Here is a 23,633-nt window from a genome sequence, read left to right as displayed (position 1 = left end):
TGAGACTTCAGCCGTGACGGTTGCGGAGATGTTGCGGGGGAGCCGGGTGGTGCTGCTCGACTTCGACGGGCCGGTGGCGGATCTGTTCCCGCGTGGGAGTGCGAGCGGGATCGGGGATGCGGCGCGGGAGCCGCTGGTGCGGGCTGGGGTGGAGCTGCCGGACGACGTACGGCGTACTGCCGAGCATCTGGTGGTGCTGGAGTTCGCGGCGGCCTACGCGCCGGGCGTGGTCGAGGATGTCGAGCGGGCGTCCGTCGCGGGGGAGATCGAGGCCGCTGGTACGGCGCCGGTGACGGCTGGGGTGGTGGAGTTTCTCGAGGCCTGCGCGGAGACCGGGCGGCCGGTGGTTGTGGTGAGCAACAATTGCGAGCCGTCGATCGTGCAGTGGCTGGAGCGGGCCGGGTTGCAGGATCGGGTCGCGGGGGTCGTCGGGCGGCCGTTCGGGCAGCCCGGGTTGATGAAGCCGAATCCGGCGTTGCTCGACGGGGTGCTGAGCGAGCTGAACGTGCCGGCGGAGAGCTGCTTGATGGTGGGGGACTCGGTGAGTGACATCGAGTTCGGGCGCCGGGTCGGGGCGCGGTCGGTGGGGTACGCGAGGTCGGCCGAGCGGGGTGCTCAGCTGGCTGAGGCGGGGGCTGATGCGATCACCGATGACATGGGACGGCTGGCGGCGGCGCTGCGGGCGGTCGGCTAGCCGACCGCTTGGTCAGCCGGAGCGCCTGGCTAGCTCGAGCACTGGGTCAGCTGGAGCGGCGGATCAGCTGGAGCGCTCGGCCTCGCTGCGTTCGACGCAGAACTCGTTGCCCTCCGGGTCGAGCATCGTCACCCAGCCCGGACCCTCGGGCGTCCGGTGGTCCTCGAAGATGCTCGCGCCGAGCTTCAGGAGCCGCTCGACCTCTTCGTCCCGAGTCCGCTCGGAAGGCACCCAGTCGAGGTGTACCCGGTTCTTCACCGACTTTCCCTCCGGTACGGTGATGAACAGCAGCCCGGGGATCGGCGCCGGCGCCTCGATCAGCACCTCGTCGTCACCGGGCTGATCGATCGCCGACACCGGCCAACCGGTCGCCGTACTCCAGAAAACCGCCAGCTGGTAGGGATCGGCGGCGTCGATGGTGAGGTGACGAGGAATCATCGCCTCACCCTAGTCCGCGCTTCCGCAGCCCGCTGAGAATTAAGTCGGCGACCTCGGCGACCGGCCCGGACGCGTCCACCAGCAGCGCGCCGTACCGGCTGTTGTCCTCGTCGATGGTCGCGGCCCAGCCGAGGATCCGGCGGACGTCGTCCGGCGTCGAGCCGAACGACCCGGGCGCCCGCGTCGCGAGCCGCGCGCGGATCGTCGACTCGTCCAGACTCAGGCTGACGACCGCGGCGAACAGCTCCCAGATCTCACCCTCGTTGCCGACCGTCCCGCAGACGAAACCGAGCCCGGTCGTCGTGGAAGCAAGCCGCCGTACGGTCTCGGGCGGCAACCGGAGCACGTGCTCGAGTGTTGTACGACGGATACATCGGTGAACTGGTTGTCCAAGGCAATCACTACGGAGGGGGCTGGGACGGTTACGTGACGAGGTTGTCGGTGAACTGTGGGGCTGAGGCATCGCGGTCGGGGTGCGGGCGGGTCTAGGGTGCCAGGCATCTGGCGTCGGTCTAGGGGAGTGTGTGATGGCGTCCAAGCTCAATCCTTACATCGCGTTCGACGGGCAGGCCCGGGCGGCGATGGAGTTCTACCAGCAGGTCTTCGGGGGCGACCTGACGATCAGCACGTTCGGGGAGTTCGGTGCGACCGACTCGCCCGACGCGGACAAGATCATGCACAGCCAGCTGGAGACGCCGAGCGGCTACACGGTGATGGGTTCCGACACCCCGCAGGGCATGGAGTACACGCCGGGCACCAACGTGTCGGTGAGCCTGAGCGGTGACGACAGCGAGGAGCTGCACGGTTTCTGGGACAAGCTCGCCGACGGCGGCACGGTCTCGGTCCCGCTGGAGAAGCAGATGTGGGGCGACGAGTTCGGCATGTGCGTCGACAAGTTCCGGATCGCCTGGATGGTCAACATCGGCGCTCCGCAGGGCTGATTGAGCACCCTACGGCTGCCGGACGGCCGGCAGATCCAGTACTGGGACACGGGCACCGGGCGGGCGGTCGTGTTCTTCTTCCACGGCTGCCCGGACACCCGGCACGCGGCGTTCCCGGGTGCCGCGACCGCGCGCGCGTACGGCGTACGGCTGGTCGCGGTGAACCGTCCCGGGTACGGCGAGTCGGACGCGACCGCGTCGGATCACCTGTCGGTCGCTGACGACGTGGCCGCGGTCGCGGACCAGCTCGGGATCGCGCAGTACGCCGTACTGGGGATGTCGGTCGGCGGCCCGTACGCCCTGGCCTGTGCCGCCCGGCATCCCGACCGGGTGACGCGGGCGGCTGTCGTCGCGAGTCCGGCGCTCGTGCCCGCGCTCGATCCGCCGTACCACCGCGACGACCTGGAGCCTGAGCAGCAGGAGTTCTTCACGGGCCTCGCACAGGCGGAGGTCGACGAGTCGGTCGAGCGGATCCGGCCCGACTTCACGGCGTACGTCGAACAGCTCGACCCGGCCGACCCCGACGACGACGCCCTCGCGGCGCGCTGGACGACCGGGCACCCGCCGCTCGACGCCGAATGGTTCGCCGGGCAGTCGCCGGCCGATCTCGCCGCCGCGGCCCGCGAGGCGCTCGCGAACCCGGCCGGCTACCTCCGCGACGCCGCGATCTCCTTCCGGGACTGGGGTTTCCGGCCCGAGGACGTCACCTGCCCGACCACGGTCTGGCACGGCGTCGCGGATCCGCAGGTCTCGATCCGGAACGCGCGCTGGCTCGCCGAGCACCTGCCCGACGCGCAGCTGGAGCTGCGCTCGACGGCGCACCTGAGCACGCTGCACAACCACTGGGCGGAGCTGCTGACGGCGCTGCGGTAAATCGGTTCACGGGTCGTCGCGCGACGGGTTAGCGTCGAAGGTGACGATCGGAGACTGGGCATGCACGACGTGTTGCTGGACGCCGTACGGCACAACAACTGGGCGACGAAGCGGCTGATCGAGTTCTGCCGGGAGCAGGGCTTCACCGCCGAGCAGCTGGAGGTGACCGGCGTCGGCACGTACGGCGGCATCCTGGCGACGCTCGACCACATCGTGCGCTGCGACGGCAGTTACGTACGCCGCCTAGCGCAGCAGGAGCTCGACTTCGTGGACAGCGACGTGGTCGCCGATCTCGACCAGCTCGAGGCGTGGAACGAGGAGTGCCGCGTCGTCTGGGAGGACGTGCTGGCCAAACCGATCGAGGTCGAGCGGGTGGTCATCGTCGACAACGGAACCCGCGGGACGCGGGCCGGGATCTTCATCGCCCAGGCGCTGAACCACGCCAACCACCACCGCGAGCAGGTGAACGCGATCCTGACCGGCTTCGGCATCGAGCCGCCGGACACCCAGGCGTGGGAGTACGCCTGGGAGACCGGGCGGATCTGGGACCTCTAAAGCAACTTGCCCGACTCCTGCACCGGAGTCACCGGTACGCCGTTCGCGAACCAGCTCACGAGGTTCTCGACGACGAGCCGGCCCATCGCATCCCGGGTCGGGATCGTGCCGGAGCCGACGTGCGGCAGCAGTACGGCGTTGTCGAGCTCCAGCAGGCCGGGGTGTACCTCGGGCTCGTGCTCGAAGACGTCCAGGCCGGCGCTCAGGATCGTCCGGGCCTTCAGCGCGTCGACCAGCGCGGCCTCGTCGACGACCGTGCCGCGCGCGACGTTGACCAGGATGCCATCCGGGCCGAGCGCCTCCAGCACCTCGGCGTTCACCAGATGCTTGGTCTCGGCGCCGCCCGGGATCACGACCATCAGGATGTCGCTCGCGGCGGCCAGCTCGACCAACGTCGGGTAGTAGTCGTAGGCAACGTCCTTGCGGTTCCGGTTGTGGTAGGCGACCGAGATGTTGAAGGCGGCGGCCCGGTGCGCGATCGCCTCACCGATCCGGCCGAGGCCGAGGATGCCCATCTTGCGGCCGCTCAACGTCGCCGGGGTCAACGGGTACGCGCGCTCGGTCCAGTGCCCGTCGCGCAGGTACCGCTCGGCGCGGGACAGCTCGCGGGCCGTCATCAGCAGCAGGCCCATCGCGGTGTCGGCGACCTCGTCGTCCAGGACGCCCGGCGTGTTGGTGACCACGACGCCGCGCTCGGCCGCGGCTGTCGCGTCGATCTTGTCGTAGCCGACGCCGAAACTGGCCACGATCTGCACGTTCGGCAGTTGGTCCAGGTACGCGCCGTCGATCGCCGTACCGCCGTTGGCGACAGCGACGACGTCCTTGCCGCGCTCCGCGAGCACGGCGTCGGGGTCGTCGGCCTCCCAGAGCCGGATCACCTCGAACCCGTCGGCCAGTCCGTCCGGCACCGAGCGGTTCATCGGTCCGGGCATCAGTACCAGCGGGCGGGTCATCGGATCTCCCTGATGTTCACGGCGACTTTGTCAGGGCAAGCCTATTCCGCGGCGGCGAGCGGGGTCAGGATCGGTCCGAGGACCGGCCCGCGAGGCCGGCGGGCCCGGCGTACGGGGCCGGAGAGGAGCCGTTCCATGATCGTCGACTGCGCCCACTACCAGGACGGCCGCCGCCAGCACGTCGGCGCGATGTCCGTCGAGGAGGCGGCCGCGTGCTGCCGGCAGGGCGGGTTCGTCTGGCTCGGCCTGTACGAGCCGACGCCGGAGGAGCTGTCGGAGGCGAGCGAGAGCTTCGGGCTGCACGAGCTGGCCGTCGAGGACGCCCAGACCTTCCACCTGCGCCCGAAGGTCGAGCCGTACGAGGGCGACATCCGGCTGGTCATCCTGCGCACCGCCCGGTACGACGACGCCCGCGAGGAGGTCGACTTCGGCGAGGTGAGCGTGTTCGTCGGGCCGGCGTTCGTGATCACCGTCCGGCAGGGCGCGGCCAGCGAGCTGCACGGCGCCCGGTCGCGGCTCGAGCAGCGGCCCGAGCTGCTGGAGAACGGGACGAACGGGGTGCTGTGGGCGATCCTCGACCAGGTCGTGGACAGCTACGGGCCGGTCGTCGCCGAGCTGGAGCGCGACATCGAGCAGGTCGAGCGGACCGTTTTCGCCGGCGCTGTTGCGCCGACCGAGCGGATCTACTTCCTGCGCCGCGAGGTGACCGACTTCTACCGCGCGGTGCACCCGCTGCTCGCCGTACTGGCGACGATCGAGCGTGGTGCCCGGAACACCGACCTGCTGCCCTACTTCCGCGATGTCCACGACCACCTGGTGCTGGTCAACGAGGAGGTCGCGGCGCAACGCGATCTGCTCGCGACCGTGCTGGAGGCGAACATGGCGGTGATCTCGGTCGAGCAGACCAAGGTCAGCGTGCGGCAGAACGCGACGATCGAGCAGCTGACCATCCTGTCGACGGTGTTCCTGCCGCTGACCTTCGTGACCGGGTTCTTCGGGCAGAACTTCGGATGGCTGGTCGACCATGTCGGCGGGCGCGGGGCGTTCTTCGGGCTCGGGCTCGGTGGGTTGGCGATTCCGTGCGTGGCGTTGCTGATCTGGTTCAGGCGGCGTCGAACTGGCTGACGCGGTGGGTTCATGTGCGGGTGGTTGGCTGTTCGGCAGGGCGGCGCAGGCTGCCGGAGGCGTTTCCGTTCCCCTCCGGAGGTCCTGATGAAGAAGCTCCTCGTCCTGGCGGTCGTGGCCGTCGCGGCTGTCCCTTCCCTGGCAGCCGCGGCGCCGGCGGCCGTCGTACCGGCTGTTGCTCCGGCGGTCGCTGCCGCTGACCCGCCGTCGTTCGCGGCGACGCCGCTGAAGTCGTTCCCGGCGTTCGACGCCAACCAGGCCGTCGCCGTCGACGCGAAGTACTTCTACGCGGTCAACAACCGGACGATCACCAAGCACGACCGGCGGACCGGTGAGCCGTTGCTGCAGTTCGCCGGCGACACCGACGGCCCGTTCGTGCACCTGGACAGCGGCGCCGTCGTCGGCAGCAAGCTGTACGCCGTGCACTCGAACTACTCCGACTACCCGATGGAGTCGTCGATCGAGATCTTCGACACCCGCACGATGAAGCACGTCGGCACCCACAGCTTCGGCATCGAGCGCGGCTCGCTGACCTGGCTCGACCGGCACGACGGCGCCTGGTGGGCCGGCTTCGCGAACTACGACAACCCGCGCGGCGACGGCTCCGGCGAGCTGTACGGCGAGACCTACAACACCCAGGTCGTGAAGCTGAACGACAACTTCGAGGTGGTCGCCGGGTGGACGATCCCGAAGACGATCCTCGACCGCTTCAAGCCGATGAGCAACTCCGGCGGCTCCTGGGGCCCGGACGGCCGCCTGTGGCTGACCGGCCACGACCTCGGCGAGGCGTACGTGATGACGCTCCCGTTCGCCGGCTCGGAGCTGCGCTGGGTCGCCACCGTCGACCTCCCGGACGTCCAGGGCCAGGGCATCGCGTGGGACCGGTCGACGACGAAGAACCCGACCTTCTGGGCGATCAGCCGGTCCGCGAAGCAGGTCCGCAGCTTCACGATGCCGGTGAAGTCGATCGTCGACGCGGGTGCGAAGGGCTGGCAGGTCAACGGCCCGGGTTCGTTCCGGCGGTGACATCTCGTGGAGTAGCGGCCGGGAGGTGGCCGCTACTCCCGGGATCGTTGAGTTCATGACCAACACGACCAGCTTCCACGCCGTCCTCTCCTACCGCGACGCCCCCGCCGCCCTGCGCTGGCTGGAGAAAGCCTTCGGCTTCGAGACCACGATGGAGTACCCCGACGAACGCGGCGGGATCATGCACGCCGAGGTCCGCTACGGCTCGGGCGTTGCCTTCACCGTCTTCACCGACGAGGCCGGCTACGACCGGCCGGCGCGCAAGGGGGAGACGACAGGCTCGGGCCTGTACGTCGCCGTCGCTTCGTCGGAGGCGGTCGATGCTGTTCACGACCTGGCCGCCGCGGTGGGAGCTGAGGTGATCTGGGCGCCTGGGGCGACGGAGTGGGGGAACTACCGCACGCGGATCGTGGACCCTGAGGGGTACGAGTGGACCTTCGGGACGCATGTGCCGGGGCAACCGCAGGCTTGGTGAGTTTGCCGGACCCGCCCGCAACCGGGTCCGGCTAGCCGCCGGATCGTCTTCCAGGAGACCACCGAACCCGACCCGCTCAACGCCCGGGCGATCGAGCAGGTCGCGACCCTCGCGCTCGCCCACGGCCGCCACGCGATCGTCGAGGGCATCATGCCCGTCGTACGGTACGGCGAGATGCTGCGCCGCTTGATCGCCGCGCATCCTGGGCGGGCGTACTGCTACTACCTCGACATCCCCTTCGCGGAAACCACCCGGCGGCACGCGACCCGCGCCAAGTCCACGGCGTTCACCGCGGAGGCGATGCGGGAGTGGCACCTCGACGGGGATCTGCTCGGCGATCCTCGCGAGTCGATCATCGGTGAGTCCAGCACCCTCGACGAGACCGTCGCGCGGATTCTCGCGGACACCGGTCTCAGACCAGCTGTTTGACGAATTGCCGGCAGACATGGACGCGCTGAAACTGCTTGCGGAGGGCGGTTTCGTGCTCGATCCAGGCGTGGAAGAAGCCGGCGCGGGGTGTCAGGTGCGGGTGGTTCGCGGCGGCGTTCGGCGTACAGGCGGCGGCCTCGTCGGGGGTTGACGCGTAGACGTGCAGGTAGCGCATCTGCTCCGTGAAGCCGTGGGCGGCGTACCAGGCGAGGGTGCCCGCGTCGTCGCGGGTCCAGGCGTCGAGCTGACGGGCTCCGCGGGCGACGAGGCGGCCCGATGCCTCGGTGAGCAGGGCCTGGGCGATGCCGCGCCGGCGGTGGTCGGGGTGGACGACGAGGGTCTCGATGGTGGCGTCGGGGCCGTCGAGGCTCGCGTCGAGGAGGCCGATCACCTCGCGTCCTGTGGTGGCGACGAGGGAGAGATCGCGCGGCGGTTTGCTGGTGGCGACGTCGTCGAAGTACGCGGTGTCGAGAAAGCCGAGGACCCGGCAGCGGAGCCAGCTCTGTTCGTCGGCCTCGTCGTAGTCGCGGAGCTGCGTCACTGGAGGGCTTCGATCAAGGGGATGGTTCGGGTGACGTCCGGGAGATCGGCCAGCTCGGCTTGCAGCCGTTGGGCCGCTGCCCGGTAGTTGCCGTTAGCAAGCACGTCGGTGGTGGCCCGGGTGATGTCAGCAGGGGTCAGGGTGACCGGATCGAGGACCTCGCCCAGGCCGAGCGTCAGGATCCGTTCCGCGTTGTGGGGCTGGTCGGCGCCCAGCGGGAGCAGCAGCGATGGGAGCCCGTGGGTGAGGGCTCCGAGGATGCTGCCGGAGCCGCCGTGGGAGATGACGAGGTCGCAGCGGGGGAGGAGGTCGTCCTGGGGGATGAAGCGTTCGACGCGGACGTGCTTCGGCTGCGGGCCGAGGGCGGCGGGGTCGTTGCGTTCGCCAACGGTGACGATCACCTCGGCGGCGACGTCGTACAGGCCGGTGAGGACGCGGCCGAAGAGGTCGTCGGTGTCGGGCTGGAAGACGGTGCCGAGGGTGAAGTAGACCGTCGGATCGTGGGGCTCGGCGGCCGGGATGCCGGTGGCGCGGTAGGAGAACGTGTCCGGCGGGAGCGGGTACGACGGGTGCCGGAAGCTCGGGGGGAACGGGGAGAGGGTGAGGCCGCGGTCGAGGAAGGTGAGGTCGGGGTCGGGTGGGAGGCCGTGCTCGGCGCGGACTTCGGCCAGCGGGGCGGCTAGGAGGTCCTTGCGGAGGAGAGCTCCTGAGGCGAGCACCAGGATCGTCGTACAGGGGATGCCCAGCTTCTCGGCGGCGACCGCGGCGCCGAAGTCGGCTTCGTCGCGGACGATGACGTCGGGCTTCCAGCTGGTTGCGATCTCGGTGAGGGCGTTCGCGTGCCGGCGGGCGCCGGGGCCGCCGAAGGCGGAGGCGAAGTGCTGCTCCTCGGCTCTTGGGTCGGCAGGTTGCAGCGGTTCGGGCTCAGGCGCAGGAGCGTCGGCAGCGCGAGGCGCACTGGTCGCGAACGTGGTGAACCCGGCCGCCTCGACGGCAGGCGTCACCTTGCCGGAGCCCGCGACACGAACCTCGTGCCCGGCCGCCTCCGCTGCTCGCGCGACCGGTACGAGCGGCCGGAAGTGCCCGATCCCGCCGATGAAGCTGAACAAGATCCGCATCCGCCGCACAGTACCGGCGAACCGGCTGACGGAGCGGCGCCTGCGCCGACCGCGCTTTGCGCCGCCCGCCTCCGTCGGCGTCTGCGCCCGACCGCGCTCTGCGCCCCCGCCTCCGTCGGCCTCCGCGCCGAGCGCCCGGCGTACGGGCTCTCCACCCGGTAGGTTCTGTGGATGGCCCTCAACGACGTGCTGTACGGGATCTACAAGTGGCGACTCCGGCGGCAGCTCGTCGGGAAGCCTCGGCCGCAGCACGTCGGCCTCGTGATGGACGGCAACCGCCGCTGGGCGCGCGGCCAGGGTCACGCGAACCCGAGCGTCGGACACCGCTACGGCGCGATGCACGTCGAGAACGCGCTCGGCTGGTGCGAGACCGCCGGCGTCCAGCACGTCACCGTCTTCGTCTGCTCGACCGAGAACCTGGTCAAGCGCGGCAACGAAGAAGTCATGTACCTGATGAAGCTCATCGAAGAGGTCGTCACCACCCGCCTCATGGAGCCGGGCGGCCGCTGGCAGGTGCACGTCGCGGGTCTGATCGACCTGCTTCCCGACACCACAGCCCACTCCCTGAAGCAGGCCGTCGAGGCGACCAAGGACATCAGCACCGGCAACCACGTCACCCTCGCCATCGGGTACGGCGGCCGCCAGGAGCTCGTCGAGGCCGTCCGCTCGCTCCTGGAGTCCGAGGCCCGCGCCGGCAACGACCTCGACTCGCTCGCCGACACCCTCGAGGCCGACGACATCACCAAGCACCTCTACACCGCCGGCCAGCCCGACCCGGACCTGATCATCCGCACCAGCGGCGAGCAGCGGATGTCGAACTTCCTGCTCTGGCAGTCGGCGTACTCCGAGCTCTACTTCTGCGACCCGTACTGGCCGGCCTTCCGCGAGATCGACTTCCTCCGCGCCCTGCGCTCGTACGCCGCCCGCCAACGTCGCCGCGGCGCCTAGGGCATGTCTCGTAATTCCGTGCCTACTGCGCGGCACTCGGCACGGCGGGAATTACGAGACACGCCCTAGAGCGTCCCGAGGTCCTCGAAGATCAGCGCGGTCCGCGTCCCGAGCACCTCGGGGATCGCCTGCAGCTTCTCCAGCACGACGCGCCGCAGGCCCTCGTTGTCGGCGGCGCGGACGAGCAGGATCGCGTCGAAGTCACCGCCGACCAGCGCCATGTGCTTGATCTCCGGGATCGTCTGGAGCTGCTCGCGCAGCGCCCGCCAGGACGACTGGCGGAGACTGAGGGTGACGTACGCCGAGGTCGCGAGCCCGAGCTTGAGCGGGTCGACGGTGGTGGTGAAACCGGTGATCACGCCGGTCGTGGTGAGGCGTTCGACGCGCGCGTAGGCGTTGGCGCGGGAGATGTGCACCTGGTCGGCCAGGGCCCGGATCGAGAGCCGTCCGTCGCGGGTCAGGGCCTCGACGATCTGCCGGTCGAGCTCGTCCAGGGCGGGAGCGACGACCATCTGTCCAGGGCGGCTGGGCTCGACCGCGACTTCCTCGGACATTCTGCTCCCTCGCTGGACTCCGTCGTACGCCGTTCGTCTCGCAATTCTGCAGGGTCTGGATCCGTTTGGCCAGAAGTATGACGATGAGGCATCAGTCCGTCTCCCTGCAGGAGGGCTCCTATGCCTACCGTCGAGGAGCGTCTGCTCCCGTCCGCCGAGCCCGTCCGGCTGATCGACGAGCGCGGCGCCGCGCACCCGCACGCGTCGTACCAGTTGCCGGCCGCGGAGACGCTGACCGACGGTTACGCACAGTTGGTCAAGGGTCGCCGGCTGAACGACCAGGCCAGCGCGCTGGTCCGCCAGGGCCGGCTCGCGGTCTACCCGTCGTCGCACGGCCAGGAGGCCTGCCAGGTCGCGGCGACGATGGTGCTCGAGGAGCGCGACTGGCTGTTCCCGACGTACCGCGACACGGTCTCGATCGTGAGCCGCGGCGTCGACCCGATCGAGACGCTGACGCTGCTGCGCGGCGACTGGCACTCCGGGTACGACCCGTACGAGCACAACGTCGCGCCGCAGTCGACGCCGCTGGCGACCCAGCTGCTGCACGCGGTCGGCGTCGCCCACGCCGCGCGGCTGAAGGGCGAGGACACCGTCGTGATGGCGCTGGTCGGCGACGGCGGCACCAGCGAGGGCGACTTCCACGAGGCGCTGAACTTCGCCGCGGTCTGGCACGCGCCGGTGGTCTTCTTCATCCAGAACAACGAGTACGCGATCTCGGTCCCGCTCGCCAAGCAGACCGCCGCGCCGTCGCTGGCGCACAAGGGCATCGGGTACGGCGTACCGGGGGAACGGGCCGATGGCAACGATCTCGCCGGGCTGCTCGCCGTACTGGGGTCGGCGGTCGCGAAGGCGCGGGCCGGTGAGGGACCGCAGCTGGTCGAGGCGCACACGTACCGGGTGCAGGCGCACACCAACGCCGACGACGCGTCGCGCTACCGCGAGGACGCGGAGGTCACGCCGTGGCTCGAGCGCGATCCGATCAAGCGGCTCGACGCCTACCTGAGCGAGGCCGGGCTGCTCGACGACGCTCGCCGCGAGGCCGCTGCGACGGCTGCGGCCGAGGCGGCGGAGTACATGCGGGTCGGGCTGATGGAGGACGTGTCGCCGGATCCGGCGGAGCTGTTCCAGCACCTGTACACGGTTCAGACGCCGCAGCTGCGCGAGCAGGCCGCGTTCCTGGCCGACGAACTGGCACGTGAGGAGGCCTGAGATGACGCACGTGAAGCTGTCGATGGCGCAGGCCCTGAACCAGGCGCTGCGCGACGCGATGCGGGCCGACGACACCGTGCTGATGTTCGGCGAGGACGTCGGCGCGCTCGGCGGTGTCTTCCGGGTGACCGACGGGCTGACCGCCGAGTTCGGCGAGAGCCGCTGCTTCGACACCCCGCTGGCCGAGTCCGGGATCGTCGGGACCGCGATCGGGATGGCGATGAACGGAATGCGCCCGGTCGTCGAGATGCAGTTCGACGCGTTCGGCTACCCGGCGTTCGAGCAGGTCGTCAGCCACGTCGCGAAGATGCGAAACCGGACCCGCGGTCGCGTCACGCTGCCCATGGTGATCCGGATGCCGTACGCCGGTGGCATCGGCGGCGTCGAGCACCACTGCGACTCGTCCGAGTCGTACTACGTGCACACGCCCGGGCTGACGGTCGTCGCGCCGTCGACGGTCTCGGATGCGTACTGGTTGCTGCGAAAGGCGATCGAGTTCCCCGACCCGGTGATCTTCATGGAGCCCAAGAAGCTGTACTGGGCCAAGGAGGAGATCGACCTCGGCGTCGCCGAGCCCGGCATCGGGCAGGCCGTCGTACGCCGGGAGGGCACGGACGCGACGCTGATCGCGTACGGGCCTTCGGTGCCGATCGCGCTCGAGGCCGCTGAGGCCGCGGCTGCGGAGGGGCGGTCGCTGGAGGTCGTGGATCTGCGCTCGCTGGTGCCCTTCGACGACGAGACCGTTTGCGCTGCGGTACGGCGTACCGGTCGGGCGGTTGTCGTCGCCGAAGCGTCCGGTTTCGCCTCGGTGTCGTCGGAGATCGTCGCCCGCGTCACCGAACGCTGCTTCCACTCGCTCGCGGCCCCGATCCGCCGGGTGAACGGCTTCGACATCCCCTTCCCGCCGCCCCACCTGGAGCGCCACCAGCTCCCGTCCGTCGACCGCATCCTCGACGCTGTCGACGACCTCCAGTGGGAGGACTCGTGAACACCTTCCTGCTGCCCGACCTCGGCGAGGGCCTGACCGAGGCGGAGATCGTGCGCTGGCTGGTCGCGGTCGGCGATGTGATCGCGGTCGACTCGCCGATCGCCGAGGTCGAAACGGCGAAGTCGCTGGTCGAGGTGCCGTCGCCGTACGCCGGGGTCGTGACCGAACTACACGGCGCCGAGGGGACGACTGTTCCGGTCGGCAAGCCGCTGATCACCATCGGTTCGACTGATGGCGAGGCCTACCGCGAGGAGGAGAAGGCCGGGTCAGGCAATGTGCTGATCGGCTACGGCACACCGGAGAGCGCAGGCACCGGCCGCCGCCGCAAGCCGCGGGTGAACGGTCGGGTCGCTGTCGCTGAACGAGTCGCCGCGGCGCCTGCTACCCCCGCCCCTCAGCCTGCTGCGGTCCCCGCCGCGCCTGCTGCCGCGCCCGCTCCTGCAGTTGCCCGAACGGTCCCGCTGGTGATCTCACCTCTCGTCCGCCGAATCGCGAACGACGCCGGCCTCGACCTCCGCACCATCGAGGGCTCCGGCGCAGGCGGCCTCATCGTCCGCCGCGACGTGGAGTCGGCAATCGCCACCCGCTCGCCTGCTGCCGGTTCGACCGCGACTCACTCGACCTCCATCCAGCCAATCCCCTCTTCTCTTTACACCGGCGCACCGGCCTCAGCCACAAGCGACGTACCCGCCGGCCTCTCGTCCTCCTCAGCCACGGACTCGCGAACAGGCCTCCCCGAGCTCCGCCGCACGACGATGAACGCCTTCCGCAAAACCGTCGCCGCCACACTCAGCCGAAGCCGCGCCGAGATCCCCGAAGCAACCACCTGGGTAGACGTCGACGCCACCGCCTTGATCGACCTCCGCGCCTCCCTCCGCACAGCAACCGACCAAGGCCCGGGCCTCCTCGCCCTGATGGCCCGCTTCGTCATCGCCGGCCTCAAGAAACACCCCGAGCTGAACGGCTACGTCGACGGCGACGACCTGATCCAGTACGACGGCGTCAACCTCGGCCTGGCCGCGCAGACCGACCGCGGCCTGCTGGTCCCCGCCGTACCGAACGCCCACGCCCTCACTACCCGCGAGCTCGACACCGAGATCCGCCGCCTCACCACCGCAGCCCGCGAAGGCAAGCTCACCAACCACGAGCTCACCTCAGGAAGCTTCACCCTCAACAACTACGGCAGCTTCGGCGTCGACGGCAGCGCCGCGATCATCAACCACCCCCAGGTGGCGATCCTCGGCGTCGGCCGCATCATCGACCGCCCGTGGGTCGTCGACGGTGAGCTGGCGGTCCGCAAACTCACCCAGCTGTCTCTCGTCTTCGACCACCGAGTCTGCGACGGCGGCACAGCGGCCGCCTTCCTTCGCTTCGTCGCCGACGCCTTCGAAAACCCGGCATCAGCCTTCGCCGACCTCTAGCCAGGCGCGGGCTGACCTCTCGAGGTCGGCCCGCGCTCTAGGAAAGCCGCCGTGGCCGCAGCCCGACCAGAATCACCCGAAGCCCGGTACTGAACCGCGTGGTCGGCCCCGTCGGCGCGTCCGCAGACAGGTACGCGCTGAGCGTCGCCGGCGCGATCCCCAAGTGATCCCCGGCCGCCTCAGCCCATTGCTGATCAGCAAGCCCACTCCGCTGAATCGTCGTATGCCAAGCCGCATCAGTAACTGCGGCCCCGATCACGTAATGGAAAACAGCCGACACCGCCGCATCAAGATGCACCCCCTTGAATCCGGCCCCAGCCAGAATCTCCACCAGTTGCTCGGTGAACGACTGATAATTCGGCCCAAGGCCGGCATGCGACGCCAGCAGCTGAGTAGCCCAGGGATGCCGAGCGAACACCTCGTACGCCGCCAGCCCAAGCACCCCGAGTTGATCCCGCCAGTCCCCGGCGTCGTCGGTCGGGACGAGCGCCTCGGTGAGGATCTCGTCGACGGCCAGCTCGAGCAGGTCGTTCTTGTTCGCGACGCGCCAGTAGAGGGCGGAGGTCGCGGCGTTGCCGAGCTCGACGGCGACGCGACGCATCGAGAGCCCGTCCAGGCCCTCCTTGTCGAGGATCCGGATCGCCGCGCCGACGATGTCCTGCCTGGTCAGCGGGGCCTTGGTGCTCTCCGGTTCGGCGCGGAGCCAGACCGAGCCCAGGACTGTCTTCGCATCAGCTTCACGTGCCACCGGCGACACACTAATACGCCGTGCCAGATTCTGGTACGACGTATCAGTAGCGTGTCGGCCGGCCGTCGAATCGAGCTGTCGAGTCGGCGTGCCGGTTGAGTTGGGCTAGTTGTTGATCTGCGTCGTCAGGGCCGACGCGTACGTCGCGACCTCGGCGTACACGCCCGGGTTGCCGGCGTCGGCGCAGCCGATGCCCCAGGAGACGACGCCGAAGAGGCGGCCGTTCAGGACCAGCGGGCCGCCGGAGTCGCCCTGGCAGGAGTCCTTGCCGCCGGCCTTGTAGCCGGCGCAGATCTCGCCGTTGGCCACGTAGCCTTCGCTGGCGTAGACCTGACGGCAGTACGAGTCGCCGAGCACCGGGACGGTCACCTTCTGGAAGGTGTCGGCGGGGCCGGTGCCTTCGGTGTCGCCGTAGCCGTAGACGACGGACCGCGCACCGACGGCGTCAGCGGCGCGGCTGGTCTCCAGCGGCAGGGTGGCGACACCGGTGAACGGCGTGGCCAGCGTCAGTACGGCGACGTCGTGACCGGGCTGGCGCCCGTACTGCGGGTCCTTCCAGATCTTGGAGATCTTCGAGGTCTTGCCGGCCGTGGTGCTCAGCCGGTCGCGGCCCTGGATCGCGGTGTAGGTGCTGATCGGGTTGCCGACGCAGTGCGCGGCGGTGACGATCTTGTTCGCCTTCACCAGGGTGGCGCCGCAGTACTGGCCGCTGGGGACGGGGGAGCGGCTGTTGTTCAGCGCGATCGCCCAGGGGGCCTGGGCGGTGCTCGCGATGGTGCCACCGACGATGTTGGTACCGGGCGCGACACGAGCCTCGGCCACACTGGCCGCACCGGCCGACGCGGCGGCGACCATGACCGCGACCATCACCGCACGGGTGAACTTGAGCTTTCCTGACATGCTCACACTCCAGATGTCATCGGCCGCTCGGGCGGAGGCGGCCTCTGACCGAGAAGAGTCGTCCCACCACGGTGCGTGAGGCAAGCGATGGCCCCGGCACATCCGTGACGGGTCAGTCCTGTGCCGCGAATCGCCATGCCCGCAAGGGAAAACCTCTGCCCAGCAGTCGAAAACCACGATCGAACGGTACGCCGTACGGCGGCAAACCTGCATCGTCCGGCCCGGCTCCCCGAACCGCGTCGCCGCCGGCCGCGGGCCTCGGTGAAGCTGCGGCTGAGCCGACCGCCCCGCCTCCACGGCGTGCGAGGGCTGGCGTCAGCCGACTCCGGGCCCCTCGCCCAGTTCACAGGGCGTCAGCCGACTCCGGCCCCCTCGCCCGGCTACACGGCGTCAGCCGCCTCGCCCAACTCACACGGCGTTGAACTCGTCCGGGTGCGGCCCTGTGCGCTCGTCGCGCTCCAGCTTGTTCAGCTCGGCGATGTCCGCGTCGGTCAGCTCGAAGCCGAAGACATCCAGGTTCTCCGCGATCCGCGACGGGGTCACCGACTTCGGGATCACCACGTTCCCCAGCTGCAGGTGCCACCGCAGCACGACCTGCGCCGCGCTCCGCCCGAGCCGCTCGGCGATCGCCTGAACGCTCGGCTCCGCGAGCAGCGAACCGCCCTTGGCCAGCGGGCTCCACGCCTCGGTGACGATGCCGTGCGCCTCGTCGTACTCGCGCACCGCTGTCTGCTGCAGGTACGGATGCAGCTCGACCTGGTTCACCGCCGGCACGATCGACGCCGACTCGGCGAGCTTCTCGAGGTGCGCAGGCTGGAAGTTCGAAACCCCGATCGCCCGCACGACCCCGTCGGCGGTCAGCTTCTCCAGCGCCCGCCAGCTCTCGACGTACTTGCCTAGCGCCGGGGCCGGCCAGTGGATCAGGTAGAGGTCGACGTACTCGAGCCCGAGCAGCTTCCGGCTCCGCTCGAACGCCGCGAGGGTCTCCTCGTACCCCTGGTCGGCGTTCCACAGCTTGGTGGTGACGAACAGCTCGGAGCGCTCGATGCCGGAGGCCGCCAGGGCCTTCGCCACGCCCGGCTCGTTCTGGTACGCCGTGGCGGTGTCGATGCTGCGGTACCCGGCGTCGAGGGCGGCACTGACCGCGGCCGTGGTCTCGGCGTCCGGCACCTGGAAGACGCCGAAGCCGAGCTGTGGCATCTCGACGCCGTTGTTCAAGGTGACCGTGGGGATCTCGGCTGGCATGGCTTTTCTGCTCCCTGTCGGTAGTCTGTTGGTTAATACCCGCGTCCGCGATAGTTGCACACGCGGGCTATTGCTTCATGAAACCATCTGTCGCCGACGGAATCAAATGCCGGGCGCGTGAGGAGGAGCTGTGGGACTACCGGACGACGCCGCCGAGGCTCGTGCGCAAGGCTGGCGTACGCTCGCGGCCCTGCACGCGCGGATCGAGGACGAGCTGGAGCGGGTGCTGAACAAGCAGCACGGGCTCTCGGTGAGTGAGTACAGCGTGCTCGACGTTCTCGCCCGGCAGGACGACTACCACCTGCGGATGAATCAGCTGTCCAGCGCCGTGGTGCTCAGCCAGTCCGCGACGACGCGTCTGGTGAACCGCCTGGAGGACCGGCAGCTGCTCTCGCGGTACCTGTGCCCAACGGATCGGCGCGGGATCTACACGGAGGTCACGCAGGCGGGCCGCGATCTGCTCGCCCAGGCTCAGCCGACGCACGACGCTGTCCTGTTCGCCGCGCTGCGGAAGGCGGCGGAGCTGCCCGAGCAGGCGCCGCTGGTGAAGGCACTGGCGGAGGTCGTCACCCCGGTCTGACCGCCGACCTGTGGGTTAGCTGAAGAAGCCTTTGTTTTCCTGGGGTTCCCGAAGCCGGGCGGCCAGGATCGGGGCATGGGCGAAATCAGCGAACGCGCCGCGGTCCGGCGGCTGAACGACCGGCTCGGGTTCGGGCCGGCGAGTGGTACGCCGACGACCGGATTCGACGCGACGGTCGCGCGGCTGCTCGGGCCACCGGTGGTGGCCGTGGTGCCGCCGCCCGGGCTGACGCCACCGACCGCGGAGAAGGACCCGGACAAGGAGAAGGACAAGGCCGCGAAGAAGGCGGCGAACAAGCTGCGCGCCGCGCAGGAGTTGCGGCTGACCAGCTGGTGGCTCGACCGGATGGTGAGCGAGCCGACCGCGACCGAGCGGCTGACCTGGTTCTGGCACGGGCACTTCGCGACCAGCAACCAGAAGGTCCGCAACGCCCAGCTGATGCTCACCCAGAACCAGGCGTTCCGGACGCACGCGCTCGGGCGGTTCGGCGACCTGGCCCGCGCGATGGTGGCCGACCCCGCGATGATCCGCTGGCTCGACGGCAACGCCAACCGCAAGGGCTCCCCGAACGAGAACCTCGGCCGCGAGTTCCTCGAGCTGTTCACGCTCGGCATCGGGCACTACAGCGAGGTCGACGTCTTCGAGGGCGCCCGCTGCCTGACCGGCTGGGCGATCAAGCGCGGGGCGACCCAGGCGCGGTTCGTGGCGGCCCGGCACGACGGAGACGCCAAGACGCTGTTCGGCAAGACCGGCGCGTACGACGCGCGCGGCTTTGCCGACCTGGCCGTCGCGCAGCCGGCGTCGGCGCCGTTCGTGATCGGTCGGCTGTGGTTCCGGCTGGTCTCGGCGACGCCGCCGTCCGCGGACGTCGTACGGCGGTTGACGGCGGCGTACGGGAGTGAACGCGACGTTCGGGCGCTGCTGCGCGCGATGACGGCCGAGGCCGCGTTTGTGGACAGCGCTTCGGCGTTGGTGAAACAGCCGGTGGAGTGGGTTGTCGGGCTGCTGCGGGCGTTGCGGTTGCAGCCGGCGCGGCTGGACGAGAAGACGCGGATGAAGCTGATCGCCGGGTTGCGCGGGATGGGGCAGGTGCCGTTCCGGCCGCCGAGCGTGGGCGGGTGGCCGTCCGGCGGGAGCTGGCTGACGACCTCCGCGGGCGTGACACGGCTGCAGGTGGCGCAGCTGCTGACTCACGCGGCCGACCTGGATGCTGTCGCATCGGCGCGAGACAAGCCGGCCGCCGTACAGGCTCTGCTAGGGGTGGACGGGTGGTCCGCCCGGACGAAGGCGGCGCTGGCTGCCGTGAAGGATCCCGCGCAGCTGACGGCGGTCGCCGCCTGCGCTCCCGAGTACGTCGTGAGCGGCTGAGGAGAAGATTGTGGACAACCTGACTCGACGCCGGTTCCTGACCATGAGTGGTGTGACGGCCGCGGGTGCGCTCGCCGTCGGAGCGACCCAGGTCGACTGGTCCGACCTGATGACCGCCGCGGTCAACGATCCCTTGCCCAGCGGCGATTCCGTGCTCGTCGTCGTCACCCTGTACGGCGGGAACGACGGGCTGAACACCGTCGTCCCGGCATCGGACCCGGCGTACCAGGACGCGCGGCCGGAGCTCGCGTACAAGCCTGAGGAGGTGCTCGATCTCGGCGAGGGTCTCGGGCTGAACCCGGGGCTGAAAGGGCTGAAGGGGCTGTGGGACGAGGACCGGCTCGCGGTGATCCGCGGGGTCGGGTATCCGGAACCGGATCGGAGCCACTTCCGGTCGATGGCGATCTGGCAGACGGCTTCGCCGGAGACGTCGGTGCCGACCGGGTGGCTGGGGCGGTGGCTGGATGCGACTGGCGCTGATCCGCTGCGAGCGGTGTCGGTTGAGCCGACCCTGCCGCCGCTGCTGGCGGGTGCTACGACGGCTGCTGCTTCGCTGCCTGTTCGAGGGCTGAAGCTTCCGAAGGGGGCGTTGGGCGAAGCCTTTGCTGCGTTGGGGAAACCGAGCGCGGGCGAGGAGCGCTGGCATGCGCTGGCGGCGAAGTCGCTGGGAGATCTGCAGAATGCCGTACGGGTGCTGGGTGGAGCCGTCCACGATGCCGGCGAGCGGGAGGACGACGAGGACGAGGAGCGGACGAAGGGGGCTTCGGCTGGTGGTGCGTCGCAGCTGGGCGCGCAGCTGGATCTGGTGGCTGGGCTGATCGAGGCGGGGGTGCCCACGCGGGCGTACTCGGTGTCCCTCGGCGGCTTCGACACCCACGCGGACGAACGGGGCACTCAGCAACGACTGCTGACCGAGCTCGACACTTCGCTGACCCCGTTCGTGCAGCGGCTGCGCAAGACCGACCGCGGGAAGAACGTGGTCGTCCTCGTGTACTCCGAGTTCGGCCGGCGGGTCCACGCGAACGGCAGCGACGGCACTGACCACGGGACGGCCGGGCCGCTGTTCGTCCTCGGCGAGAAGGTCAACGGCGGCTTCCACGGCGAACAGCCGAGCCTGACCGATCTGAACAACGGCGACCTGAAGTCGACGACCGACTTCCGCGACGTCTACGCCTCGGTGCTGTCCGGCGTACTGGCGACCGAGCCCGGCAAGGTGCTACCCGGCCACACGGGCACGCTCGACGGGCTGCTCCGGGTGTGAGTCCGGACAACCCGGTGATGGCAGGATGACGTGATGGCTCGGGTGCTGCTGGTCGAGGACGCGGACGTGCTCCGTACGGCGGTCGGCATCGCGTTGGAGGAGGCCGGGTTCACGGTCGAGACGCGCGCCGACGGTGCGACGTTCGAGCGCGACCTCGCGGAGTACCAGCCGGACCTGGTGCTGCTGGACGTGATGCTGCCCGGGCGAGACGGCTTCGAGCTGCTGACGGTCGCGCGGGAAGCCTCGAACGCCGGCATCGTCCTGCTGACCGCCCGCGACGGCGTACCGGATCGCCTGCACGGTCTGCGCGCCGGCGCCGACGACTACGTGACCAAGCCGTTCGTCCTGGCCGAGCTGATCGCCCGGGTCGAAGCGGTCCTGCGCCGGATGGGCAGGCTGCGGGCCGTCATCGAGGTCGGCGATCTCGCCGTCGACATGGACGCAGGCACCGCCACGCGTGCCGGGCACCCGCTGGTGCTCACCGCGACCGAGCTGAAGCTGCTCACCTTCCTGGCCGGGCGGCACCATCGCGTCGTCGGCAAGACCCAGCTCCTGACCGCGGTCTGGGGGTACGGCGACTATGCCGCCAACCTGGTCGAGGTCCACATCAGCGCGCTCCGGCGCAAGCTGGAGGCGCACGGACCACGGCTCCTCCACACCGTCCGGGGCACCGGGTACATCCTCCGGTCGGACCAGCCGTGAGCGGTCTGCGGACGGCGTCCCTGCGCCGGCGGGTCACGTGGCTGGCACTGCTGGTGCTGGTCGTGGTGCTGCCGGTCACCGGGCTGGTGGTGAACAGAGTCTTCGACGCGCAGGCCGAGCGAAACCTGGACGCGTTGCTGAGCGGGCGGACCCAGCTGGCGCAGCAGCTGGCCCGGCAGAACGTGGCTCCTGCGGCGTTGGTCCGGCGAATCGATGCGGACGGCGTACGGGTGACGCTGGTGCTGCGGTCGGGGCAGGTGCTGGGGGCTCCGCCGGTGGACGCTTCGGAGGAGGTCCGCGAGGTGCGGGCCACGCTGCAGGCGGGGCAGCGGACCAGGGGCGCGGAGCTGACGTTGTCGGCCGACACCTCGCTGCTGGCGGAGGCGAGCGGGACGCTGCGGCGTACGTTGCTGATCTCGGGGGCCGCGGCACTGGCGATCACCGCGCTGGCGCTAGTGGTCGGGATGCGGTTTGCGTTGGCGCCCCTGGACACGATGACCGGGCTGGCCAGGTCGATCGCGGCCGGTCGGCGCGGTGGGCGGCTGCAGCCGACGCGGGACGACACCGAGCTGGGGCGGACGGCGGCTGCGTTCGACGAGATGCTGGATGCGTTGGAGGGGGCGCTGACGCAGGCGTGGTCGTCGGAGGCGCGGATGCGGGAATTCGTGGCCGATGCCGCGCACGAGTTGCGGACGCCGGTGGCTGGGTTGAGTACGGCGGCGGAGACGCTGATGCAGCTCGGGCCGGACGCGTCGCCGCAGCGCCGGGACGAGCTGCAACTGCTGCTGGTCCGGGAATCGCAGCGGGCCGGCGCCTTGGTGGACGACCTGCTCGATCTGGCGCGGATCGACGCGGGGCTCGAGCTACGGCTGCAGCCGGTGCGGTTGAAGCAGCTCGCGCTTCGCCAGGTCGAACGGCTGCGCGTCTCCGCTCCCGGGTTCACAGTCGAGGTGCACGGACAGGACCTCGAGGTCGAGGCCGATCCGGAGCGGGTCACGCAGATCCTCACCAACCTGACCAACAACGCCCGCACCGCGGCCGGGGACACCGGGACCGTCCAGATCCTCGTCGGCGCGATCCCGGAGTTCGCCGAGATCGTTGTCCAGGACAACGGCCCCGGAGTCCGCCCGGACGACCGCGAGCGAATCTTCCGGCGCCTCGTCCACACCCACGAAAGCCGCGGATCAGGCCTGGGTCTCCCGATCGCCCGCGGATTCGCCCGAGCCCACGGCGGAGACCTGACCTGCCTCCCACGCCCAGACGGCCACCCCGGCGCAGCGTTCCGGCTCCTGCTCCCGCTCGGCGGGGCGGATCGGTCCCGTCTGGATGCACCTGCCGCTCGGGAAGTCTGACCTGGGTCCCACGTGCTGACGGGCAGCGCGGTGCGGCGTTTCGGCACCTGCTGTCGCTCGGCGGAGCGGATCAGTCTCGCGTGGGTGCGCCTGCCGGTTGGGGAGTCTGAGCTGTCTCCCGCGTGCTGATGGGCGGCGTGGTGCGGTGTTTCGGCTCGTGCTCCCATTCGGTGGAGCGGATCAGTTCCGCCAGGATCCACCCGTCGGTCGGAAGTCTGACCTGCGTCCTGCGTCCTTCGTGCTGACGGGAGCCTGGCGTGGCGTTCCGGGCCTACTTCCGCTCGGCTGAGCGGTTGAGTCGTGTGCGGTTTGCCTGGGCACACGGGGTTACCGACTCGATCGGCACGTACAAGTGCATGCCCCTGACCTGTGTCCCACGTGCTAAAGGGCGGCCCGGTACGGCGGCGTTGTGGTTCGTGCTGACGGGCAGCGCGGTGCGGCGTTTCGGCTTCGGCTGTTGCTCGGCGGGGCCGATCGGTCTCGTCTGGATGCTCCTGCCGGTCGGGGAGTCTGAGCTGTGTCCCGTGTGCTGATGGGCGGCGGGGTGCGGTGTTTCGGCTCCTGCTTTCGCTCGGCGAATCGGATCAGTTGTGCGCGACCAGCGCGGCCTTGGACAGCGGTGGTCTTTGGCGGTGCGATCGTGCTGATCGGCGCGGAGGCCGAGCTGGTTTGCTCAGGCGCACAGGCGTTACCGGCACTCTCGGCACGTATGCCCCTGAGGTGCGTCCGGTGCGGTGATGGGCGGTCCGCTCGTGCTTCCGCTTGGTTGAGCGGATCGGTCGTGCGTGGAGTCACCCGGGGGTACGGGGGTGACCTGAGCTGCGTCCCGCGTGCTGACGGGAGCGTGGCGTGGCGTTCCGGACCTGCTTCCGATCGGCTGAGCGGATGAGTCGTGCGCGGTTTGCCTGGGTGTACGGGGTTACTGACTCGATCGGCACGTACATGTGAATGCCCCTGACCTGTGGTCCACGTGCTGAAAGGGCGGCGCGGTACGGCGTTGTGGTTCGTGCTGCCGGTCGGCGGATTGGTTGTGCGTCGGTTCGCCTGAGAGTTCGGGGGCGACTTGACCTGCCTCCCACGAGCTGACGGGCAGTGCGGTGCGGCGTTCCGGGACCTGCTGTCGCTCGGCGAATCGGATCAGTCGGGCGCGACCAGCACGTCCTTGCCTCGTGTTGGAGGTGGTCGCTGC

Annotated in this window: 26 protein-coding genes; 17 read left to right on the top strand and 9 right to left on the bottom strand. The window is 70.0% G+C overall.

The features are described from left to right. The first annotated feature begins 13 nt into the window (after window positions 1–13). Complete coding sequence (locus tag ACZ6Z4_RS18840) at window positions 14–694, top strand: HAD family hydrolase (RefSeq protein WP_465565526.1); 681 nt, start codon at window positions 14–16, stop codon at window positions 692–694. 63 nt (window positions 695–757) lie between these two features. On the opposite strand, the gene ACZ6Z4_RS18835 is transcribed toward ACZ6Z4_RS18840, so the two are convergent. Continuing rightward, a complete protein-coding gene (locus tag ACZ6Z4_RS18835; protein WP_465565523.1) occupies window positions 758–1,132 on the bottom strand; it encodes a VOC family protein in 375 nt (124 codons plus the stop codon). Between the two features lie 4 nt (window positions 1,133–1,136). Beyond that, a complete protein-coding gene (locus ACZ6Z4_RS18830) occupies window positions 1,137–1,478 on the bottom strand; it encodes a hypothetical protein (protein ID WP_465565520.1) in 342 nt (113 codons plus the stop codon). A gap of 181 nt (window positions 1,479–1,659) precedes the next feature. Between ACZ6Z4_RS18830 and ACZ6Z4_RS18825 the strand changes: the two genes are divergently transcribed. From ACZ6Z4_RS18825 to ACZ6Z4_RS18815, 3 genes are read left to right on the top strand one after another with little or no spacing between them, the layout of a single operon-like run. Continuing rightward, a complete protein-coding gene (locus ACZ6Z4_RS18825) occupies window positions 1,660–2,073 on the top strand; it encodes a VOC family protein (protein WP_465565517.1) in 414 nt (137 codons plus the stop codon). Then, window positions 2,074–2,946, top strand: a complete 873-nt coding sequence (locus ACZ6Z4_RS18820; protein WP_465565514.1) for an alpha/beta fold hydrolase — start codon at window positions 2,074–2,076, stop codon at window positions 2,944–2,946. It abuts the gene before it with no gap. Window positions 2,947–3,006: 60 nt separating this feature from the next. Next, window positions 3,007–3,501 (top strand): DinB family protein, encoded by a 495-nt coding sequence (locus ACZ6Z4_RS18815; RefSeq protein ID WP_465565511.1) that lies wholly within the window; start codon window positions 3,007–3,009, stop codon window positions 3,499–3,501. Here ACZ6Z4_RS18815 and ACZ6Z4_RS18810 read toward each other — a convergent pair. Further along, on the bottom strand, window positions 3,498–4,454 hold the full coding sequence (locus tag ACZ6Z4_RS18810; protein WP_465565508.1) for a 2-hydroxyacid dehydrogenase: 957 nt from the start codon (window positions 4,452–4,454) through the stop codon (window positions 3,498–3,500). The genes ACZ6Z4_RS18815 and ACZ6Z4_RS18810 overlap by 4 nt on opposite strands. Before the next feature lie 135 nt (window positions 4,455–4,589). Between ACZ6Z4_RS18810 and ACZ6Z4_RS18805 the strand changes: the two genes are divergently transcribed. The 4 genes from ACZ6Z4_RS18805 to ACZ6Z4_RS18790 all read left to right on the top strand — a co-directional run bounded on the left by ACZ6Z4_RS18805 (window position 4,590) and on the right by ACZ6Z4_RS18790 (window position 7,509). Beyond that, entirely contained in the window at window positions 4,590–5,579 is a 990-nt protein-coding gene (locus ACZ6Z4_RS18805; RefSeq protein ID WP_465565506.1) for a magnesium and cobalt transport protein CorA, read from the top strand. Between the two features lie 87 nt (window positions 5,580–5,666). After that, entirely contained in the window at window positions 5,667–6,605 is a 939-nt protein-coding gene (locus tag ACZ6Z4_RS18800; RefSeq protein ID WP_465565500.1) for a hypothetical protein, read from the top strand. A gap of 55 nt (window positions 6,606–6,660) precedes the next feature. Continuing rightward, window positions 6,661–7,080 carry a VOC family protein gene (locus ACZ6Z4_RS18795; RefSeq protein ID WP_465565497.1) on the top strand — a complete coding sequence of 140 codons (420 nt, stop codon included), beginning with the start codon at window positions 6,661–6,663 and terminating at the stop codon, window positions 7,078–7,080. Window positions 7,081–7,230: 150 nt separating this feature from the next. Further along, a complete protein-coding gene (locus ACZ6Z4_RS18790) occupies window positions 7,231–7,509 on the top strand; it encodes a P-loop NTPase family protein (RefSeq protein ID WP_465565494.1) in 279 nt (92 codons plus the stop codon). Here the strand turns inward: ACZ6Z4_RS18790 and ACZ6Z4_RS18785 are convergent. Continuing rightward, complete coding sequence (locus ACZ6Z4_RS18785) at window positions 7,493–8,050, bottom strand: GNAT family N-acetyltransferase (protein WP_465565491.1); 558 nt, start codon at window positions 8,048–8,050, stop codon at window positions 7,493–7,495. The genes ACZ6Z4_RS18790 and ACZ6Z4_RS18785 overlap by 17 nt on opposite strands. Then, window positions 8,047–9,168, bottom strand: a complete 1,122-nt coding sequence (locus ACZ6Z4_RS18780; RefSeq protein WP_465565488.1) for a glycosyltransferase — start codon at window positions 9,166–9,168, stop codon at window positions 8,047–8,049. Before ACZ6Z4_RS18780 ends, ACZ6Z4_RS18785 begins: the two co-directional genes overlap by 4 nt. 171 nt (window positions 9,169–9,339) lie before the next feature. On the opposite strand from ACZ6Z4_RS18780, the gene uppS reads away from it, so the two are divergent. Further along, window positions 9,340–10,116 (top strand): polyprenyl diphosphate synthase, encoded by a 777-nt coding sequence (gene uppS / locus ACZ6Z4_RS18775; protein WP_465565485.1) that lies wholly within the window; start codon window positions 9,340–9,342, stop codon window positions 10,114–10,116. Window positions 10,117–10,181: 65 nt separating this feature from the next. Here uppS and ACZ6Z4_RS18770 read toward each other — a convergent pair whose 3' ends face one another. After that, window positions 10,182–10,670 carry an Lrp/AsnC family transcriptional regulator gene (locus tag ACZ6Z4_RS18770; RefSeq protein WP_363671677.1) on the bottom strand — a complete coding sequence of 163 codons (489 nt, stop codon included), beginning with the start codon at window positions 10,668–10,670 and terminating at the stop codon, window positions 10,182–10,184. Between the two features lie 120 nt (window positions 10,671–10,790). Between ACZ6Z4_RS18770 and ACZ6Z4_RS18765 the strand changes: the two genes are divergently transcribed. From ACZ6Z4_RS18765 to ACZ6Z4_RS18755, 3 genes are read left to right on the top strand one after another with little or no spacing between them, the layout of a single operon-like run. Then, a complete protein-coding gene (locus ACZ6Z4_RS18765; protein WP_465565480.1) occupies window positions 10,791–11,879 on the top strand; it encodes a thiamine pyrophosphate-dependent enzyme in 1,089 nt (362 codons plus the stop codon). 1 nt (window position 11,880) lies between these two features. Continuing rightward, a complete protein-coding gene (locus ACZ6Z4_RS18760; protein WP_465565476.1) occupies window positions 11,881–12,867 on the top strand; it encodes an alpha-ketoacid dehydrogenase subunit beta in 987 nt (328 codons plus the stop codon). Further along, on the top strand, window positions 12,864–14,288 hold the full coding sequence (locus tag ACZ6Z4_RS18755) for a dihydrolipoamide acetyltransferase family protein (RefSeq protein WP_465565473.1): 1,425 nt from the start codon (window positions 12,864–12,866) through the stop codon (window positions 14,286–14,288). The genes ACZ6Z4_RS18760 and ACZ6Z4_RS18755 overlap by 4 nt, the downstream gene beginning before the upstream one ends. Window positions 14,289–14,325: 37 nt before the next feature. Here ACZ6Z4_RS18755 and ACZ6Z4_RS18750 read toward each other — a convergent pair whose 3' ends face one another. The 3 genes from ACZ6Z4_RS18750 to ACZ6Z4_RS18740 form a co-directional block, all read right to left on the bottom strand. Beyond that, window positions 14,326–15,036, bottom strand: a complete 711-nt coding sequence (locus tag ACZ6Z4_RS18750; RefSeq protein ID WP_465565470.1) for a TetR/AcrR family transcriptional regulator — start codon at window positions 15,034–15,036, stop codon at window positions 14,326–14,328. A gap of 105 nt (window positions 15,037–15,141) precedes the next feature. Beyond that, entirely contained in the window at window positions 15,142–15,936 is a 795-nt protein-coding gene (locus ACZ6Z4_RS18745; protein ID WP_465565467.1) for a S1 family peptidase, read from the bottom strand. Between the two features lie 408 nt (window positions 15,937–16,344). Then, the gene (locus ACZ6Z4_RS18740) at window positions 16,345–17,181 is read right to left on the bottom strand and encodes an aldo/keto reductase (protein ID WP_465565464.1); all 837 of its coding nucleotides are present in this window, start codon (window positions 17,179–17,181) and stop codon (window positions 16,345–16,347) included. A 130-nt stretch (window positions 17,182–17,311) separates the two neighbouring features. Between ACZ6Z4_RS18740 and ACZ6Z4_RS18735 the strand changes: the two genes are divergently transcribed. The 5 genes from ACZ6Z4_RS18735 to ACZ6Z4_RS18715 all read left to right on the top strand — a co-directional run bounded on the left by ACZ6Z4_RS18735 (window position 17,312) and on the right by ACZ6Z4_RS18715 (window position 22,444). Next, complete coding sequence (locus tag ACZ6Z4_RS18735; RefSeq protein WP_363671691.1) at window positions 17,312–17,761, top strand: MarR family winged helix-turn-helix transcriptional regulator; 450 nt, start codon at window positions 17,312–17,314, stop codon at window positions 17,759–17,761. 75 nt (window positions 17,762–17,836) lie between these two features. After that, window positions 17,837–19,129 carry a DUF1800 domain-containing protein gene (locus ACZ6Z4_RS18730; RefSeq protein ID WP_465565461.1) on the top strand — a complete coding sequence of 431 codons (1,293 nt, stop codon included), beginning with the start codon at window positions 17,837–17,839 and terminating at the stop codon, window positions 19,127–19,129. Between the two features lie 10 nt (window positions 19,130–19,139). Beyond that, window positions 19,140–20,390 carry a DUF1501 domain-containing protein gene (locus ACZ6Z4_RS18725; protein ID WP_465565458.1) on the top strand — a complete coding sequence of 417 codons (1,251 nt, stop codon included), beginning with the start codon at window positions 19,140–19,142 and terminating at the stop codon, window positions 20,388–20,390. Between the two features lie 33 nt (window positions 20,391–20,423). Next, on the top strand, window positions 20,424–21,092 hold the full coding sequence (locus ACZ6Z4_RS18720; RefSeq protein ID WP_465565455.1) for a response regulator transcription factor: 669 nt from the start codon (window positions 20,424–20,426) through the stop codon (window positions 21,090–21,092). Next, complete coding sequence (locus ACZ6Z4_RS18715; protein WP_465565450.1) at window positions 21,089–22,444, top strand: HAMP domain-containing sensor histidine kinase; 1,356 nt, start codon at window positions 21,089–21,091, stop codon at window positions 22,442–22,444. Before ACZ6Z4_RS18720 ends, ACZ6Z4_RS18715 begins: the two co-directional genes overlap by 4 nt. The last annotated feature ends 1,189 nt before the right edge of the window (window positions 22,445–23,633 follow it).

This window comes from Kribbella sp. NPDC104740 (genome assembly GCF_055583505.1).
The sequence above is the reverse complement of the archived record's forward strand: the minus strand, read 5'-3'. Positions and strand labels throughout refer to the sequence as shown.